15 protein-coding genes are annotated in these 19,190 nt (G+C 36.9%); 14 read left to right on the top strand and 1 reads right to left on the bottom strand.

Annotated features, from left to right (window positions below):
* Positions 1-348 precede the first annotated feature (348 nt).
* The 4 genes from JOD14_RS03940 (at position 349) to JOD14_RS03925 (ending at position 3,571) form a co-directional block, all read left to right on the top strand.
* Positions 349-1,248, top strand: a complete 900-nt coding sequence (locus JOD14_RS03940; RefSeq protein ID WP_204653448.1) for an FAD:protein FMN transferase — start codon at positions 349-351, stop codon at positions 1,246-1,248.
* 34 nt (positions 1,249-1,282) lie between these two features.
* Complete coding sequence (locus JOD14_RS03935; RefSeq protein WP_204653407.1) at positions 1,283-1,891, top strand: NADPH-dependent FMN reductase; 609 nt, start codon at positions 1,283-1,285, stop codon at positions 1,889-1,891.
* 17 nt (positions 1,892-1,908) lie between these two features.
* Positions 1,909-3,105, top strand: a complete 1,197-nt coding sequence (locus tag JOD14_RS03930) for an NAD(P)H-dependent oxidoreductase (protein ID WP_204653405.1) — start codon at positions 1,909-1,911, stop codon at positions 3,103-3,105.
* 73 nt (positions 3,106-3,178) lie between these two features.
* Positions 3,179-3,571 (top strand): YbaN family protein, encoded by a 393-nt coding sequence (locus JOD14_RS03925; RefSeq protein ID WP_204653403.1) that lies wholly within the window; start codon positions 3,179-3,181, stop codon positions 3,569-3,571.
* 432 nt (positions 3,572-4,003) lie between these two features.
* Here the strand turns inward: JOD14_RS03925 and JOD14_RS03920 are convergent, their stop codons facing one another.
* Positions 4,004-5,194 (bottom strand): coenzyme F420-0:L-glutamate ligase, encoded by a 1,191-nt coding sequence (locus JOD14_RS03920; protein WP_204653401.1) that lies wholly within the window; start codon positions 5,192-5,194, stop codon positions 4,004-4,006.
* A 120-nt stretch (positions 5,195-5,314) separates the two neighbouring features.
* Here JOD14_RS03920 and JOD14_RS03915 point away from each other — a divergent pair, with 120 nt between their 5' ends.
* From JOD14_RS03915 to argH, 10 genes are all read left to right on the top strand, one after another.
* Entirely contained in the window at positions 5,315-6,220 is a 906-nt protein-coding gene (locus JOD14_RS03915; RefSeq protein WP_204653399.1) for a LysR family transcriptional regulator, read from the top strand.
* 157 nt (positions 6,221-6,377) lie between these two features.
* A complete protein-coding gene (locus tag JOD14_RS03910) occupies positions 6,378-6,755 on the top strand; it encodes a DUF1093 domain-containing protein (protein WP_204653397.1) in 378 nt (125 codons plus the stop codon).
* A gap of 21 nt (positions 6,756-6,776) precedes the next feature.
* On the top strand, positions 6,777-7,529 hold the full coding sequence (locus tag JOD14_RS03905) for an ATP-binding cassette domain-containing protein (protein ID WP_204653395.1): 753 nt from the start codon (positions 6,777-6,779) through the stop codon (positions 7,527-7,529).
* 13 nt (positions 7,530-7,542) lie between these two features.
* Positions 7,543-9,351, top strand: coding sequence for an FtsX-like permease family protein (locus JOD14_RS03900; protein ID WP_204653394.1), 1,809 nt, complete (start codon positions 7,543-7,545; stop codon positions 9,349-9,351).
* 73 nt (positions 9,352-9,424) lie between these two features.
* A complete protein-coding gene (locus tag JOD14_RS03895) occupies positions 9,425-10,315 on the top strand; it encodes a helix-turn-helix domain-containing protein (RefSeq protein WP_204653393.1) in 891 nt (296 codons plus the stop codon).
* Positions 10,316-10,446: 131 nt separating this feature from the next.
* Positions 10,447-11,835 carry a DUF1958 domain-containing protein gene (locus JOD14_RS03890; protein ID WP_204653392.1) on the top strand — a complete coding sequence of 463 codons (1,389 nt, stop codon included), beginning with the start codon at positions 10,447-10,449 and terminating at the stop codon, positions 11,833-11,835.
* Between the two features lie 739 nt (positions 11,836-12,574).
* A complete protein-coding gene (gene yfcC / locus JOD14_RS03885) occupies positions 12,575-14,296 on the top strand; it encodes a putative basic amino acid antiporter YfcC (protein WP_204653391.1) in 1,722 nt (573 codons plus the stop codon).
* Between the two features lie 69 nt (positions 14,297-14,365).
* Positions 14,366-15,556, top strand: a complete 1,191-nt coding sequence (gene iadA / locus JOD14_RS03880) for a beta-aspartyl-peptidase (protein ID WP_204653390.1) — start codon at positions 14,366-14,368, stop codon at positions 15,554-15,556.
* Between the two features lie 1,021 nt (positions 15,557-16,577).
* Positions 16,578-17,807, top strand: coding sequence for an argininosuccinate synthase (locus JOD14_RS03875; protein ID WP_204653389.1), 1,230 nt, complete (start codon positions 16,578-16,580; stop codon positions 17,805-17,807).
* The gene (argH, locus tag JOD14_RS03870) at positions 17,807-19,180 is read left to right on the top strand and encodes an argininosuccinate lyase (RefSeq protein ID WP_204653388.1); all 1,374 of its coding nucleotides are present in this window, start codon (positions 17,807-17,809) and stop codon (positions 19,178-19,180) included. The genes JOD14_RS03875 and argH overlap by 1 nt, the downstream gene beginning before the upstream one ends.
* Positions 19,181-19,190: the final 10 nt, after the last annotated feature.

Raw genomic sequence — 19,190 nt, 5'->3', positions numbered from 1 at the left:
AGAGAGAAATCATTTTCTTGCGATTTTGTTAAGTTGATTGGAAAAATGTGATGAATTTCCTGCGACGGCTCATCCTTTCCGTCAAAAAATAAGAAAGAAAAGAAATATATATTATTTTATATATTTAAGTTGACTAAAAAATTCACAAATAGTATAATGAGTTTGTTGGCGAATGTGAAAACAAACACAAAATCAAGTGAAATCAAAAAAGGATATTTGCGAGAATTTTGTGTGTAGCGAAGTTGCTAGTGATTTGATGGGGTTCGTAATAAATGGTGAACTTAAAAAATTAAGAATGGAAGAAAAAGGTGATCAAGTTTGGTAAAAGAAAAACAGACAGTGCGTTTAATGGGCACTATCATCGATTTAACCATCGAACATGACAACCCACAGCCGATTTTAACCGAAGCAATCGAACGACTAAAACGTTATGAAAAGCGGTTTAGCGCGAATGACTCAAGCTCTGAGTTGATGGCTGTAAATTTACAAGCCGGCAAAAAGTGGGTTCAAGTTCACCCCGAGTTATTTGAGTTAATTGAGATTGGAAAAAGGCAAAGTTTAGCCAAAGATAGTCACTTAAATATTGCAATTGGCCCACTCATTCAAACGTGGCGCATTGGTTTTAGTGATGCAAAAGTACCCAGTCAAACAGCGATTAACCATTGTTTATCACTCATTAGCCCTGAAAATATTTTGTTAAATCAAGAACAAGGTCAAGTTTATTTAGCAAAAGAAGGAATGAAAATCGATTTAGGTTGTTTAGCAAAAGGTTATATCGCAGACTTAATTGTGAAGTATTTAAAAGAAGTCGGTGTGAATGCTGCGTTAATCAATTTAGGGGGGAATTTAGTCACTTTCGGTAAAGCCTCGAATCATTCAGATCAACTTTGGCGTATTGGCATTCAAAACCCAACGAAACCTCGCAATCAATCATTAATTATTTTAAAAATTTGCGATCAATCAGTGGTCACTTCAGGGGTTTATGAACGAAGCTTAACGCAAAGTCAAAAAACTTACCACCATATTTTTAACCCTCAAACAGGCTACCCAATCGAAACGTCGGTGGTAAGCTTAACGATTGTTTCGAAACAATCAATTGATGGTGAGATATGGACGACGCGTTTATTTGGTCATACACCACAACAAATTTTAGCAACGGTTGACGCCTTGCCTGATATTTCAGCCATTGTCATTACCAACACGGGTGAAGTTTACTATTCGCCTGAGTTGAAAAAATATATTGCTTAATAATAAATGTTTTTAAAGTGGAAGGAAGAATAACATGAAAAAATATATTGGTTTAGTAGGAACAAACTCAGATAAATCAACAAATAGAACGTTGTTGCAATTTATGGCAAAACATTTTGCAAATGAAGCAGCGATTGAAGTAACTGAAATTAAAGAAATTCCGATGTTTAATAAGCCAGAAAAAATGGAAGTACCAGCAGTTGTGCAAGAACTAGCAGATAAAATTGAAGCGGCAGATGGCGTGATTATTAGCACACCAGAATATGACCATGCGGTGACAGCATCATTAATGAACGCGTTAAACTGGCTATCTTATGGCATTTACCCATTTGTTGATAAACCTGTAATGATTACTGGTGCTTCTTATGGCACGCTTGGTTCCTCTCGTGCGCAAGCCCATTTACGTCAAATTTTAGATTCACCTGAATTAAAAGCACGGATTATGCCAAGTTCAGAATTTTTATTAGGGCATTCTTTACAAGCTTTTGACGAAGAAGGCAATCTGAAAAATCCAGAAACCATTCAACAATTAGAAGGATTATTTGAAGACTTCAACACCTTTGTGGAAATTATGAAACAATTAAATCACGCACATGCCGCCAATAAAAAAGCAGCAGAAAACTTTTCATGGGAAAATAACTAAGAATAGGGGAAATTAAAATGAAATTAGTCGGAATCGTTGGATCAAACGCAGAATTTTCATATAACCGTTTACTATTACAATATATTGCTAAAAAATATAAAAATTTATTTACTTTAGAAGTTTTGGAAATTAAAGATTTACCATTATTTAACCAAAGCGATGATCAATCAAATAGCGCACCTGTTCAATACATTAACCAAAAAATTAAAATGGCAGACGGCGTGATTATTGCAACACCAGAACATAATCATACGATTCCAGCTGCTTTAAAATCAGCGTTAGAATGGTACTCTTTCAATTTACACCCATTTGAAAATAAACCAGTGATGATTGTCGGTGCTTCATACTTTAGTCAAGGGTCTTCACGTGCCCAGTTGCACTTACGTCAGATTTTAGATGCACCGGGAGTAAATGCGATTGTTATGCCTGGTAATGAGTTTTTACTTGGCAACGTAAAACAAGCTTTTGACGAAAATAATAATTTAAAAGAACAAAGAACAATTGATTTCTTAACAAGTTGTTTGGAAAAATTCGCCCAATTTATTGACGTCGTGTCAGTGATGCAAGGGCCAAAACCAGCGCTTGAACCAGAAGATTTATTTGCAACTGGAAAAGTTGATACAACGGTTGAAGGCGTGGATATGTATGCAGAAGATTGGTTAGAGCAAGCCGCTGCAAAAGTGAATGCTGCGGAAGGCAACGACTATGTAAAATTAGACCGTGGTTTATTAACGGTCGATCAATTAAATTACTTCTTATCTTCAATGCCAATGGAATTAACTTATGCTGACCACAATAATCAATTCTTGTATTATAATAAGACCATGGAAGCAGGCGATATGTTAGCTTCTCGTACACCAGGCCAAGTTGGTAACCCGCTAGCAAAATGTCACCCAGAAGCCGCGTTCAAAAACGTCGAATGGGTCATTCAACAATTGCGTTCTGGCGCAACGGATTGTGTTCGTGTACACGTACCAAAACAAGTACCTGAAAAATACATCGTACACAACTACCAAGCGATGCATGATGAAAATGGCGAGTACATGGGCATCAACGAATTTATTTGGGATTTAAAACCAACAATTGAATGGTACTTGAAACAAACCGGTCAACAATTAGTTGGCGGTGAGCAAACAGACGGTGTCTCTGGTGCTTCTGCAAGTGATCATGGCGATTCAGCAGACGGCGTATCCGGCGCATCAATGAAAAGCTAAATAACAAACAAAAATAAAACAGATAGGTATAATCAAAGCCTATCTGTTTTTTTAAGAGAATGGGGGATTCGATTTGAAGAAGTTCATTTATATTGCTTTAGGCAGTTTGACGTTTGCCTTGGGAACACTAGGGATTTTTCTGCCATTTTTACCAACAACCGGCTTTTATTTATTGACGGGTTTTTTTTGGTTGAGAAGTTCAGAAAAGTTGTATCTAAAATTTACACAATCGTCTTATTATCAAACGTATATTGTTGAGCTTTTTGTTAAAAAGAAAATGACAAAAAAAGGCAAAGTCAAAATGTTTCTTTCAATGGCCGTTGTTTTTTCGCTTCCGATCATCCTTGTCTCTTCGTGGTGGTTAAAACTACTACTCGTGAGTATCTATTTTGCGCATGTTTTTGGCTTGCTATGGTATTTTCACCGACAACCAAAAATCAAATTTCAAGCAAAGGAAATAAAATAAGTAAAAATAAGAAACTATAGTATCTGGTGTTGTTACTGCAAATTAAGTGGCAACACTTTTTTTATTTAATACAAAAAAGCGCTTGTTTTCCTCGTTTGAGAATTTGAAAAAACGAGTACTTAGCAACAGCGAGTTCTTTGTCTCAAATAAATGTGTGCTTGTCTTTTCTCAATTGAATAAAAAAGGAACATCAGCGAGCCGAAGAAAAATTGTTGGAGAAAAGTCGTGTAAAAGGAGCCAAGCTTCAAACTCTGAGTAGCAAAGTTCTTTGCGTACGCAGAGTTTGAAGCTTGGCAGCCGAGAGACGATAGACTCGAGGCGGTCCCACGGCTCCCCCTCCAACAACTTTTCGTAGGAGAGCAAGAGACCCAGTCGCTACACAAAAAAACAAAGACGATGCCGTAAATTGGTCATCGTCTTTGTTTTTTTATCTTAATTTGTGTAGTTATCAAAGTAACCTTGAATGTAAACCATTGGAGTTCCTTTATCGCCACTACCAGAAGTTAAATCAGAAAGTGAACCGATTAAGTCTGTTAATTTACGCGGAGTTGTTCCTTGTGCTTCCATTTTCCCAACAAGGTCTTCTTGTTTGTTTTGGATATGCTCAGAAATAGCTGCTTTTAACTCGTCCCCTTTTAAGTGAGCGAAGTTGTTATCTGCGAGGTATTTTAGTTTGATTTCATTCGGCACTCCTTCTAAACCACGAGTGAAACCTGGTGAAACCACAGGGTCAGCAAGTTCCCAAATTTTCCCAACGGGGTCTTTGAAGGCACCATCACCATAAACCATCACTTCGATTGTTTTTCCAGTTGCCGCTTTTAATTTTTCTTGAATCGATTCGACAATTGGTTGGCAGTTATTAGGAAATAGTTTTACACTTTCTTCGGTTGCTTTGTTTGAACCTAGAAGGCCGTATTGTTCATTAAAACCACTACCATTCACTGATTGACTTAAAATATCATCTAAACCGTAAATTGTTTCGCCACCATTATCTTTTAAGATACGTTTGGTACGGAAACGAGAGTGAATATCACAAGTTAAAACGTCTTTTGTATAGTTAAGAATTGTTTTTGCAGTGTTAGAGAAAATCACTTCACAAACAGCACCTTCTGCTTCAACAAGTGATTTATAGTATTGTACATAGTCCACACCAGTAAAAGGGTGTTCAATGTTACCAAAATGTTTACGGAAATCAGCTTCTGTTAAAACATCAGTCCAAGGGTTAATTCCTTTTTGATCTAAATCTTCTAAAGCAACTAAGTGATTCCCCACTTCATCAGAAGGATAGCTTAGCATCAAAATAATTTTTTTCGCCCCACGTGCCACACCACTTAAGATGTTAGAAAAACGATTCCGACTTAAAATTGGAAAAATGACGCCCACTGTTCCGTTAGGGAATTTTTCTTTAATATCAGTTGCAATATCGTCTAAGTCAGCGTAATTTCCTTGTGCACGAGCGACAATTGATTCAGTAATTGAGATAATATCATGGTCGCGGACTTCATATCCTTCCACTTTTGCTGCATTGATTACAGTGTCTACAACGATTTGTTCAATATCGTCTCCTTGGTTAATAATCGGACCACGTAGGCCACGCACGACAGTTCCAACGGCTCTTGTCATTCAAATCTCTCCTCTAGTGAGTAAATTATTAGGTTTAAAAACCTTACTTGTTTACTATACCACATGCATGTGATATAAATAAAATTAATATAAATAATATCAGACATAAGGAGTGCTTATATGATTGGGAATTTAGATTTGTATCGAATATTTAATATTGTTAGTCAAAAAAATAGTTTTTCCCAAGCGGCACAAGAGCTGTACATGACACAATCAGCAGTCAGTCAAGCCGTCATGCGTTTAGAAAAAGAACTTGAGATTCAATTGTTTTATCGAACGAGTAAAGGCATTATTCTAACAAGCGAAGGGAAACTTTTACAAGAATATGTTCAATCGGCGTTAGGAATGATTCAAGTTGGAGAAGAAAAATTACTTGATTTTAAAAATTTAAAAACAGGTCGCTTAAGAATCGGAGTGGGTGATACCATTTCTCGCTATTATTTATTACCTTATTTAGAAGCATTTCACGAAAAATACCCTGGGATTAAATTAACGATTTTAAACGGAACGACGCCCGAAATCATGAGTTTTTTGAAATCAGGTAAAGTTGATGTCGGTCTGTGTAGCTTGCCAATTGAAGAAGAGGCGATTGAAGTGCTTCCTTGTCAAGAAATCCAAGATATTTTTGTTTGTGGGGAGAAGTTTTTACCATTGCTTTCAAACCCGCTTAGTTATGAAACATTATTGGCGCAACCACTGATTTTTTTGGAGAATAAGTCGAATTCACGCCGATTTGTCGAAAATTATTTAGCCGAGCAAGGGCACACTTTCACGCCAGATTTTGAACTAGGTTCGTATGATTTAGTCTTAGATTTTGCTAAAATTAATCTAGGTTTGGCTTGCGTGATTAAAGAGTTTTCTACGCATTATTTAGAGAGTCGAGAAGTCTTTGAAGTTCCACTTGTTCAAGCACTTCCTAAAAGAAGTATCGGTATTTGCTATTTGAAAAATGTTTCTTTGTCACAAGCCGTGAAGATGTTTATTCGCAGTATCGCAGGGGAACAGCTAAATACCGTCAGCCATTAAATGATTACGAGGGCTGACGGTATTTATTCAATTATGAAACCTATTTTCAGTATCTTTCATTCAACTTACAAAATGTGTCATCTTTGTAAGTTTTTTTTGAGTCGAAAGGGCGTATAGTAAGCATTGTAAAAAACAAAACTATTTGAGGTGGAAAAAAATGAAAAAAATATTCAGTCTAATTGGAATCGTCATTATTTTATTTTTAGGAGGCATTACTTATAAATATTACAATGATACTTACGTTGGCAAAACCGCTTATGCCCTTGTTCCTGCGACTGTTCCAAATAAAGAATTAACGAAAGATAGTTCAGGAAAAATTATTTCAAATTACTATTCTTATAACTATACTTTAGAATTTGTCGATGAAAAAGGCGAGGTAGCCGTTCAAAGTTACGAGCTTTCAAGCCAAGATCCAACGCCGTTAACGCCAAATACTTATGTCACTGCTGAAATTAGTAAAAAACGAATCGTCGAAGGTCCGAATCCTGTCGATGTCAGTCAAATTCCTGAAAATGTTTTAGCTAAATTAAAATAATCGTAGAAAGAAGGAAAAGAAGTGTCAACTATTTTAGAAGTGCATCAAGTCGAAAAAACTTACGGCAAACCGGACCAAGAACAAACCAAAGCGCTAAAAGGAATTTCATTTAAAGTAGAAGAAGGCGAGTTTATTGGAATCATGGGTGCTTCTGGTTCAGGGAAATCCACTTTATTAAATTTATTATCAACACTAGATCAACCAACGGCTGGTAGTGTCGCGATGAAAGGGCGCGAAATTAGCCATTTGAAAGGTCGGGCGTTAGCTGATTTTCGAGCAAAAGAGATTGGTTTTATTTTCCAAGATTTTAATTTGTTAGAGACATTAACCGCAGCAGAAAATATCGCTATCCCTTTAAGCTTGCAAGGTGTAAAAGCAAAAGAAATACAAGCACGTACGCAAAAAATAGCTAAGAAGTTAGGGATTGTTGCGATTTTAAATAAATACCCCAATGAAATTTCTGGTGGGCAAAAGCAACGGGTAGCTGCTGCTAGAGCGCTGATTACGCAACCAACGTTACTATTAGGCGATGAGCCAACTGGAGCACTAGACTCTAAAAGTGCCAAAGATTTGCTAACTTTAATGCGTGATTTAAATGAACAAGATCGAGTATCGATTTTATTAGTGACGCATGATCCTTATTCAGCAAGCTATTGTCAAAAAATCTTATTAATTAAAGATGGTCTAATCCACCAAACACTTGAACGAAAAGGGTTTTCACAAAATGAGTTTTACCAAGAAATTTTAACTTCGATTGGAAATTTGGAGAAGTAAAGGGGACGTCTAGATGTTATTTAAACTTGCTTTAACAGGGATGAAATCGCGGATGCGTGACTATTTTGTCTTATTTTTCGGTTTACTTGTTGCTTCAAGCGTCTTTTATATGTTTGAAAGTTTAGCTTTAAATAAAGAATTTTTATTAAGTAACCCAACGATTGGTTCGGTCATTGTGGTCTTTCGCATCGGAACGGTTTTACTTAGTCTAATTACGGTAGTCTATATTTTTTATGCCAATACTTTTTTAATGAATATGCGCCAAAAAAGCTATGCCTTATTAATGATGCTTGGCGCCAAGGTTAGTAAAATTGCGACAATGATTTTTATTGAGACGTTAACAATTGGCTTTTTCTCAACGTTAGTTGGTGGAATTTTTGGCGTTGGCTTAACGAGTATCGTTCAACAATTATTGATGAAACGTTTAAACATTCAAGTGAGCAATTTTTCTTCTTGGAACACCCATGCTTTTATGGTGACGATTCTCTTTTTTATCTTTTTATTTTTTATCGTTGCTATTATGAATGCTTTATCGCTTATCCATCAACCAATTTTACAATTATTAAAACAAGAAGAAACGCCGGTTCGAGTTAAAAATAATCCTTTCTTATTTATTTTAGAGGCAATTACTGGCTTTATTTTACTTTTAATTAGTGGGTATCTTTTCTTAAATATTGCAAAATACCAAATTTTTGGTCTAACCGTCTCAGTCTTTACGGTACCGTTGGGCACCTATTTCTTATTTCATTCAACCGTAATTGCCGTGCTTCGTTTGTTAAAACGTTTGAGCAATTATTCTTCCAAAGGGTTAAATAATTTTACTTTAGGACAGCTTAACTTTAGAATTCGTGACTATACAAAAATATTAGCAATGGTGACCATTATTTTTGCATTGGCTCTTGGCGCCATTACTGTCGGGGTGAGTTTTAAACAAGCCGTTACGACGATGACCAAAGAAACAGCAAGCTATGATCTTGTTTTAAATCATAGTGAAAAAATAAATGAAGCAAAAATACAAGCGTTAGAGCCCGTGTCTGAAGGAACTTATCATTTTAAAGAAGATAGCCAAAAAATTTATTATAATGCTTCAGAATGGAATGAAATGCCGCTAAAAGTGTTAGAAAAAACAGGAATCAACACGACAGCGACAAAAGTCCAGTACACTGGAGATGATTTTTTGAGTACGCCAGAGCTGATTTGGCAAATCAAACGTTTTGAATTAACGAGTCAAAATGCCAAAGAAAGTCTGATGCTCCCAGCAAACGAATTTGCGGCCCTTGATCTTTCAGAAGGGCAACTCTCTTTAATTGAAGTCAATGATTTTGAACAAAATATACCACTGATTCAAGCATTGGTTGAGGAAAATCAAGCAAATAATCCCGAAATAAAAGGCCTAGAAGATATAAATGCTTTTTCACAAAAATATTATGTCTATGAATTATTTAATAGCCTATTCTCAGGTTTTGAATTTATGGGCTTCTTTTTAGGAATTTCATTTTTAACTATGCTTGCAAGTTGTTTAATGTTTAAAATTTTATCTTCAGCAGCCGACGATCAAAAGCGTTATGAAATGCTGGCTAAAATTGGCGCCCCACAAACGTTGTTAAAAAGAGCCATCCATAAAGAAATTGCGATTTTATTCCTTTTACCAGGAATTGTAGGGATGTTACATGTCCTTTTTGGCTTACAAATGTTTACAGAGTTTATGCGTAACCCGTACAGTGGGGTACCACTTGCTTTTGGTATCTTCCTCACATTATATTTTATCTATTATTTGCTTACCGATCACCTTTACAGTCGCATCGTTTTTCAAAAAAATTAAAAAAGAGTTCTCTTTATTTTAGCCTAAAAGTTGTGCTACAATAAACATACTAACGATTGGGTGGGGAAAAAAGATGGACATACAGCATTTTATTAATACGAGAAAAGCGCTCGGTCTTTCACAAAAAGAACTAAGCGAAGGAATCTGTACACAAGCAACACTAAGTCGTTTTGAAAACAATGGTCAAATTCCGACAGTTAAAATCCTAGTCCAATTATGTGACCGCTTGAACATCGGCTTGGGTGAGCTGTTTCCAGAAGTCAGCGTAGAAGAAGATGAGATCAACCAGAAGTTAATAAAAGCAGAATTTAATTTAATATTACAAGAGTATCAAGAAAGTGAACAAATATTAGCAACGATTGATCAAAGTCAGCTAACGGATCAAACGCAAAGCTGGTCTTTTGATTACTTAAAAGGCTATTTAATTGCTTTACAAAAAGGTTCATCAGCAGATGCCGTTTTCTATTTTAACCGAATGATTTCTGAGATTCCTAAAGAACAAGTCGAGATTTTAGGTTTGCTTGCTTACACGGGAATGGGAATGGTTTACGAAAATATTGGTGAAATTGAAAAAGCCGAATACTTTTTTAATAAAGCGGTAAGTGAAGTTTACCAAATACCAATTCAAGAAACACATGATGTTTGGCGAATGTTAAATATTTTGTATTATTGTGGTTCGTTTTATGCGAATATCAAAGATTTCCAAACAAGTGATGCGTTATTAAAGCACGGGATAGAAATTTGTTCAAACCATCATGTAACTTATTATCTCGCGCGTTTGACGTTCCAATTGGCTAAAAATGCTTTTGCACAAAACAAAGCACCGCAAGAAATCGTCGAACGATACTATGACACGAAAGCTTTTGCCAAAATTAATCGCAACATTATTGAATTAAAAGGTTTGGAAGCTTTTAAAGAAGAGTTAGCCAGTGCACCAGAGTTTAAAAATATTTATTTGTATTAGTGAAGAAGCAACTACCAGTAAAAAATGGTGGTTGCTTCTATTTTTACTAGGGAAGATTTGTTATACTAAGAAGGTTAAAGCAAACAACGGAATGAATGATTATGTAAGAAACAACGAAAGGGATTAGACGAGTGAGAAAATTACGAACAAAAATAGTTATTGGTTTAATGGCAAGCCTGTTGCTTATTTTTTTACCAAAAAATCTATTGGCAGATGAAGGCAGTCCTTCTGTAATGGAGTTAATCGAACAAATTGGGGAAGAAGCACTTGTACAGGATCGCCCAGAATCAGCTATCCTAATTGATGCCAATACGGGAAAATATTTGTGGGGTGAAAATCCGGACTTGCCAAGAAATCCAGCAAGTATTATGAAATTGATGACGTTATATTTAGTCTATGAAGCCATCGAAAATGGTCAGTTTACTCTTGATACAACGATTACTGGCGACGCTCGTTATCAAGCGATGTCTCAAATTTATGCCTTAAGCAACGCGCCAATTGTCGAAGGAGTAAACTACCCCGTAAAAGATTTACTGCCGATGGTATTAGTACCGTCTTCAAATGTAGCAACGATTATGTTAGCAGAATTAGTCGAAAAAGACCCCGTGGCTTTTTTAGCGAAAATGAATGAAACTGCGCAACGACTTGGAATGGACAATACAACGATTTATAACGCAACCGGTGCAGACATTGGTTCTTTTGCAGGACTCTACGTTCCCAATGGTTATGATGGAAGCTCGCTTGATCCAATGGCAGACAATGAAACAACGGCGCGCGACCTTTCAATTTTGGTGTATCATTTATTAAATGAGTACCCAGAAATATTAGACTACACCCACACCCGACAAGTAACCGTGATGCAAGGAACCCCTTATGAGGAGACGCACGACACGTATAATCATTCGTTGCCAGGTACTCGTTACGAGTTTGCGGGCGTCGATGGGTTAAAGACTGGTTCGAGCATGTCAGGCGGTTATAATATTGCGATGACCGCGCAACGAGAAGGGTTACGTTTAATTACGATTGTTTTAGGTGTCTCTGAATGGGGAGATCCAGAAGGAGAATACAAACGCCATCCTTTTGCCAATGCCATTTTAGATTATGGTTTTAAAAATTTTACTTATCGTGAAATTTTAAAACCTGGCGCACAAGAAATAGCCGACCAAAAGTTTGAACTAGCGCAAGGTTTTTTCGATTTAATGCCAAAAGATGTTCAACCAACTTTTCAATTAGAAGCGACTACTTTGTCATTAGCCAATCGTTTACCAACTGTTTCCGAAAAAATTCCTAGTCAAAAACAAAACGTGAAGCTTTTGAACAAACCGAATCAATCAGCACCTGACAAACCCCAAGCCTCATCAAGCAACTTTGGGGTCCAAACCATTATTGAAAAGGGAATTCAAAAAATTCAATGGCTATTAGCCTTTATCTTTGGTTTAATCGTGTTGATTACAGGACTAGTCGTCATACAAACGAATAGAAAACGCCGACAAGCTCGTCGAAATCGAGGAAGAAGATAAAAAGCGCGAGGCCCAAATTCTTGGAGCTTAAAATCTTTTGTGTTTATAAATAAATTTTTGAAACTCACAAAAAAGATAGCCACTCATCTGAATGGCTATCTTTTTTACTATTCACTCAAACAGGGAGCAAAACAAAGTAACGAAGCGTATTTTGTTTTGTAAACTTCCTAGTCAATCACTTAAAAAAATTAAAGCAATCGTTATGTGGTTGTAATGACACAGTAAAAGAACTCTTCTTATCTAAATATTCACACGAAACGATTATTTAATGTCTACCGATTCAATAAAAAGCATTGAAATAGCAGTGTTTGACCTCGATATTTTATGGAACAAGTTCAAGATTTTTAACGGTAGAATACGGAAAATCTTGAACTTTTATCAATATTGGCGGCTTCTAATGTATAAACCACAAATTTACACGCAATTTATTTTTGCAGATTTTGATCAATCTGTGTGCTTAAAAAATAACCTATGAAAATCGTTGGATTAAAAAAGCGTCTCGTATTCCTTGGTAGAGCTAGAAAAGAAATATGCTATAAAATCGTGAATTCTCATATTTTACCAATGAATTTAATAATTAGATAAGGTATAATAATTTGGCTATTATCTAATTTTTGCATAAAAATCAAATTATTTTTTTAAATTGGATGAATTAGTTGGATGAAATCGAGAGAATCTTCGTTTGAGCAAATAGCAAGATTGCTCAATTTCAAAAAAAGCGAAAGGAAGAGAAAAACAAATGGGTAAAACAAAACGTGATTTTACTAAAATGAAAACGCCACACACGTATGTTATTATTTTTGGTGTCGTTGTCTTTGCTTGGTTATTGACTTTTTTAGTGCCAGCAGGAAAATTTAGTACAGAGGAGATTGAATATCAAAACGCAAATGGCGAGACGAGCACTCGTACCGTCTTAAAACAAGAATCGTTTCGCTACTCGTATGCATTAGATCAAGCGTTTGTCTTTGAACAACTGGAAACGTTACAAAATAATCCAGAAGCGCTAGAAGAGCTACAAGTTCCTAAAGAGGGCTTAGAAGAAATCTTAGCAGGAGGTCAAAAAGAATTGACCCAATCGGCGTTAGATGAGATTTCTTTAACTGATGACACATTGTATGAACTTTACGGTGAAAAAATATACGATACGTCTAAAAAGTTACACAAGACAGCCCGCGTTTGGGGGACAGACGATACAGGCGGTTTTGGCTTTTTAAACTTTGTGTTTGAAGGACTAACATCAGGCGACAAATACGGATCGGCCGTTGGGATTGCCGCTTTAATCTTAGTTGTTGGTGGCGCATTTGGTATTATTATGCAGACCGGGGCCATTGATGCAGGGATTTTTGCCTTTATTAATAAAACGAAAGGGCTTGAGCGCCTAGCCTTGCCAATGTTATTTTTTGCCTTTTCTTTTGGTGGTGCAACATTTGGAATGGCTGAAGAAGTGATTCCTTTTTCAATGGTGATGGTGCCTTTTGTCATTGCTTTAGGTTATGATTCAATCGTTGCGGTAACCGTGACCTATGTTGCTTCTCAAGTCGGGAATGCAACCTCTTGGATGAGTCCATTTAGTGTAGCGGTAGCGCAAGGGATTGCAGGAATACCGGTCTTATCTGGTGCAACTTTCCGTTTAATTATGTGGTTTGTTGTGACCGGTTTAGCGGCAACGTATTTAATGGTTTATGGCGAAAGAATTCGAAAAAATCCAGAAAAATCATTGACTTACAAAACGGATAATTATTTCCGCGAACATATTCAAAAAACATCCGATGAAAACAAACCATTCTTACTCGGTCATAAATTAATTTTAGGTGAAATGCTAATTGTTTTAATTTGGATTGTTTGGGGTGTGACCCAAAAAGGGTACTACATTCCAGAAATTGCTTCTCAGTTCTTTGTGATGGGACTCTTAGCTGGTATAATTGCTGTAATCTTTAACTTAGAAGGCATGGGAATTAATGATGTTGCTTCTGCCTTTCAATCGGGCGCCGCTGACTTAGCTGGCACTGCGATTGTGGTTGGGATGGCCAAAGGAATTTTACTTGTACTTGGTGGCTCAGATGCCAACGTACCATCGGCTTTAAATACGATGTTACACAGTATGGGAACGGTTCTGTCAGGTGTACCTGCTTGGCTTGGTGCTTGGGCGATGTACATTTTCCAAAGTCTCTTTAACTTAGTGGTCACTTCAAACTCTGGTCAAGCCGCTTTAACCATGCCAATTATGGCTCCATTAGCGGACTTAGTCGGTGTGTCACGCCAAATTGCTGTCTTGGCATACCAATTAGGAGCAGGTTTCATGGACGCCTTTACACCAGTATCTGCGAGCTTAATTGGGGTATTAGGAGTAGCCAAAATTGATTGGGCAACTTGGGCGAAATTCCAAATAAAAATGCAAGGATTTTTATTTGCACTAGGAACCATCTTCATTATGATTGCCATTGCGATTGGCTTACAATAATCGATAAGCAAATTTGTGAGGTAGTCGAAAACGACTACCTCAATTTTTTTTAGAAAGAAGGAAAACAAGATGAAAATTATTCGTCAAGCAGAAGTATATGCACCAGATTATTTAGGTGTCAAAGATATTTTAATTGTTAATGATAAAATCGTGGCGATTGAAGACGCGATTATCGGTTGTTTTGAGAATCTTGAAGTGGAAGAAATTAATGGACAAGGTCAAATTCTAACACCGGGTTTTATTGATTGTCATTTTCACTTACTGGGTGGTGGTGGCGAAAATGGCTACCATAACCGAACACCAGAAGTAACCCTTAGCCAACTTACCAAAGCCGGCGTTACGACAGTCGTTGGTTGTTTAGGGACAGATGGCGTGGGGCGCGATATGGTTGCTTTAATTAGTAAAGCACGTGGATTAGAAATAGAAGGCGTTACAACGTATGTTTATGATGGTTCATATCGTTTACCACTGACCCCGGTGACCGACTCAATTATTAAAGACTTCCTGACAATCGATAAAATCATCGGCATTGGTGAAATTGCGATATCTGATCACCGTTCTTCACAACCAACCTTTGCTGAATTTACACGAGCAGCAGCTGACGCACGTGTTGGTGGCATGTTGTCTGGAAAAGCAGGGATTATTAACGTGCATCTAGGTGATGGGAAAGACCGCTTAAAATTAATTAATCAAACGATTGAAGAAACGGAAATTCCAATTACCCAATTTTTACCGACCCACGCCAATCGAACACAAGGGGTATTTGAAGCTTGTATTGAATTTGCTAAAAAAGGTGGCGTGATTGATTTTACCGGTAGTGAAAACCCAGAATTCTGGGAAAAAACCGATGGCGAAGTTCCTTTTAGTAAAGCTTTAAAACGTTTATTAGCAGAAGGCGTATCGTTAGATAATTTTACGATGACTTCGGACGGTCAAGGTAGCTTGCCTTATTTTGATGAAAATAACGAATTTCTTGGTATGGGCGTTGGCAGTTCAAAATCGCTGCTAGTCGGGATAAAAGACGCGGTATTTAACGAAGAGATTCCATTAGAAATTGTCTTACGCGCTGTGACATGTAACCCAGCTAAAATATTAAAATTACACCAAAAAGGCAACATTGCGTTAGGGAAAGACGCTGATTTTTGTCTCTTAGATAAAGAAACGCTCGATATTCGCACGGTGATTGCGAAAGGTCAAGTCATGGTCGACGAAAAAGAAGTTTGCATTTGGGGAACCTTTGAACAAATTCTGAACAGCTAAACGATTAAGCAGACAAACTAAATCGCATTATTTTGTCTATTTATACAATCGATAAAACGAAAAAGGGCTTCGGCTCTTTTTTTTTTTTACTTTTTTTCATCAATTGAAACAACAGTATTTGACCTCGGTATTTTATATAATAAATGCAAGATTTGTAACGGAAAAACGCGGCAAACCATGCACTTTTATCAATATTGGAGGCTTCTAATGTATAAACCACAAATTTACACGCAATTACTTTTGCAGACTTTGATCAACCTGTTAGTTTAAAAATAACCTCTGAAAATCGTTGGATAAAAAAAGCAACTCGTATTCCTTGGGCATAGCTAGAAAAGAAATGTGCTAAAAAATCCCATAATAAAAAAGGCAATGTTGGCAACCTTTACGAATGGCTTTGGATGCCTTATTAATTCAAGAAAATTTTTATTTGGAATCTTTTTTTTGTTAAATAAAGGCTTTTATACATCTGTAGCTTGGTTAATTCAGACTAGCGAGCCGAAGAGAATCATTGGCGCCGGAGCCGTGTCAAAAGATTCGATGTGAATTACGGAAGCTTGGTGCTTTAGCAACTAGCTTTCCGTTTGAAGCTCGAAAGCTGAGAGACCACGGGCTCGAAGCGGTCTCACGGCCCCAAAAGCCAATGAATTCTCGTAGGTGAGCGGCGCTTACAAATTAAATTGGGCACATTATGAATATTTGGCAATTATTCAGTAGACATTATTATTATGTATAATCGATAAAATTAAGAAAGGCTTCGGCTCTTTTTTCTTTTTTTAACATTAGAGTCTTATTTGTATAAGAACTCAATTCGCGTAAAACTTCCGAATAAACAATTAAAAGTCAGCGAGCCCTCCAATTTCTTTTATAAAAAGCAATAAGAATATTAATTATTAAAAAAGCGTATAAATTGAATAAAATCCATACAATCTAAAATAAATTTGAATAAATATACATAAAAAGCTTGAAAATAACAAAAATATGCGTATAGTATACATTAATACATATTCTAGGAGGAACGAAAATGGCAAAAGAAGCAAAGAAAATCAAAAAGGTCGTATTAGCATATTCAGGAGGTTTGGACACATCCGTTATGATCCATTGGTTAAAAGCCAATTATGAAGATTGTGAAGTCATTGCGGTCACTGGGAATGTTGGTCAAGAAGCCGAACTAGTTGGTTTAGAAGAAAAAGCGTTAAATACTGGCGCCAGTAAATTATATATTGAAGATTTACAAGAGGAATTTGTTGAAGATTTTATTTTCCCAACTTTAAAAGCTGGGGCGAAATACGAAAAAGATTATTTACTGGGTACTTCTTTTGCGCGTCCTGTGATTGGCAAGCGTCTTGTTGAAATTGCTTTAGCAGAAGGTGCGGACGCCATTTGTCACGGTTGTACAGGAAAAGGCAATGACCAAGTTCGTTTTGAACTAGCGATTAAAGCTTTTGCGCCAAATATGACCATCATTGCTCCTTGGCGTACATGGGAAATTAAATCAAGAGAAGATGCGATTGCCTACGCTGAAAAATATGAAATTCCTTTAAAAATTACGCGTGAAACAAACTATTCAAAAGATGGGAACTTGTGGCATTTATCGCACGAAGGACTTGATTTAGAAAGCCCAACAAACGAACCGAAATATGACCAAATTTTAGAAATGGGTGTTTCACCAGAAAATGCGCCAGATGTGGCAACGGAGATTACTTTATCTTTTGAAAAAGGAATTCCAGTCGCTTTAAATGGCGAAAAAATGGCAAGTGTTGCCTTAGTTAAAGCATTAAACAAAATTGGTGGCGCAAATGGTATTGGCATCATTGATATTGTTGAAAACCGTTTGGTCGGAATGAAATCAAGAGGTGTTTATGAAACCCCAGGTGGCACGATTTTATACTTTGCCCATCAAGCACTAGAAACACTTTGCTTAGACAAAGAAACGCAACATTATAAAGAATTAATTGGCATTAAGTTTGCTGAATTAGTTTATAACGGTCTTTGGTTCACGCCATTAAGAGCCGCTTTAAGTGCTTTTGTGGATGAAACACAAAAAACGGTTACTGGAGAAGTGAAATTAAAATTATACAAAGGGAATTTAACCAAAGTGAGTTTGAGTTCGCCTTACTCTTTATACAGCGAAGAATTTGCTTCTTTTGATGAAGACGATGTTTACGATCAAAAAGATGCAGAAGGCTTTATTCAATTATTTGGCTTGCCAATTACGGTGCAAGCATTAATGGCACAAAAAGGAGAAGCATAATGGTCGCACAATTATGGAAAGGTCGCTTCCAAAAAGAATTAGATGAAAAAGTCAATGATTTTAATAGCTCGATTCGCTTTGATGCAAGAATGTATCGTCAAGATATTCAAGGAAGCATTGCGCACGCGACGATGCTAGGTGAACAACAAATTATTGAACCAAGTGAAAGTCAAACAATCGTAGCTGGCTTAAAAGAAATTTTAGCGGATTTAGAAAATGGTCAGTTAGAAATTGATGAGACGGCAGAAGACATCCACATGTTTATTGAAACAGAATTAACCAAGCGCCTTGGTCAAACAGGAAAACGACTCCACACCGCGCGGAGTCGTAACGACCAAGTGGCACTTGATTTACGCTTTTATTTAAAAGAAGAAGTTGAAACACTCATTGCCTTGATGCAAGAATTAAGCACGACATTTTGCCAAGTTGCCAAAGAAAACACTGAAACTGTGATGAGTGGCTATACCCATTTACAAAGAGCACAGCCGATTACCTTTGCGCATCATTTAATGGCTTATGTTCAAATGTTTTTACGAGATATTGAACGTTTGCGCGAAACACAAAAACGTTTAGATGTGATGCCTTTAGGTAGTGGGGCACTTGCTGGGACGACTTACCCCATTAACCGTGGGCGTGTCGCTGAAATTTTGGGTTTTGCACAAGTGACACAAAACAGTTTAGATGGCGTTTCAGACCGAGACTTTTGTTTGGAATTAAATAGTGATTTAGCCATTTTAATGATGCACTTGTCGCGCTTTTGTGAAGAAGTCATTTTATGGTGTTCTTGGGAATTTAAGTTTGTCGAACTAGACGACGCATACGCAACAGGTTCAAGTATGATGCCACAAAAGAAAAACCCAGACATTACCGAGCTAATTCGAGGAAAGACCGGTCGGGTTGTGGGCAATCTAGTGACCCTTTTGACAATGATGAAAGGTTTACCACTGGCTTACAACAAAGACATGCAAGAAGACAAAGAAGCCATTTTTGATACGGTTGATACCGTAAAATTATGTGTCAGCACCTTAACCCCAATGGTTGCGACGATGAAAGTCTTAAAAGAAAACATGTACCAAGCAGCCGCTAAAGGGTTTATTAATGCGACCGATTGTGCGGATTACTTAGTGAAAAAAGGCTTACCTTTTCGGGAAGCGTATCAAGTCACCGGTGAAATCGTTGCTTTTTGTATCGAACAAGAACAAACCTTGGAAACATTGCCGCTAGCGGATTATCAAAAATTCCATCCGACTTTTGCCCAAGACATTTATCAAGCCATCGATTTGGTCGAATGTGTCAATCAACGACAAGTCATCGGTGGTCCGGCTAAGATACAAGTTGAAGTACAAATAAAGGAAGCCCTTGAAAAATTATAAGCATGTCAAA

It is taken from the genome of Enterococcus lemanii (assembly GCF_016909125.1).
Taxonomy (GTDB): Bacteria; Bacillota; Bacilli; order Lactobacillales; family Enterococcaceae; genus Enterococcus_I; species Enterococcus_I lemanii.
The sequence above is the reverse complement of the archived record's forward strand: the minus strand, read 5'-3'. Positions and strand labels throughout refer to the sequence as shown.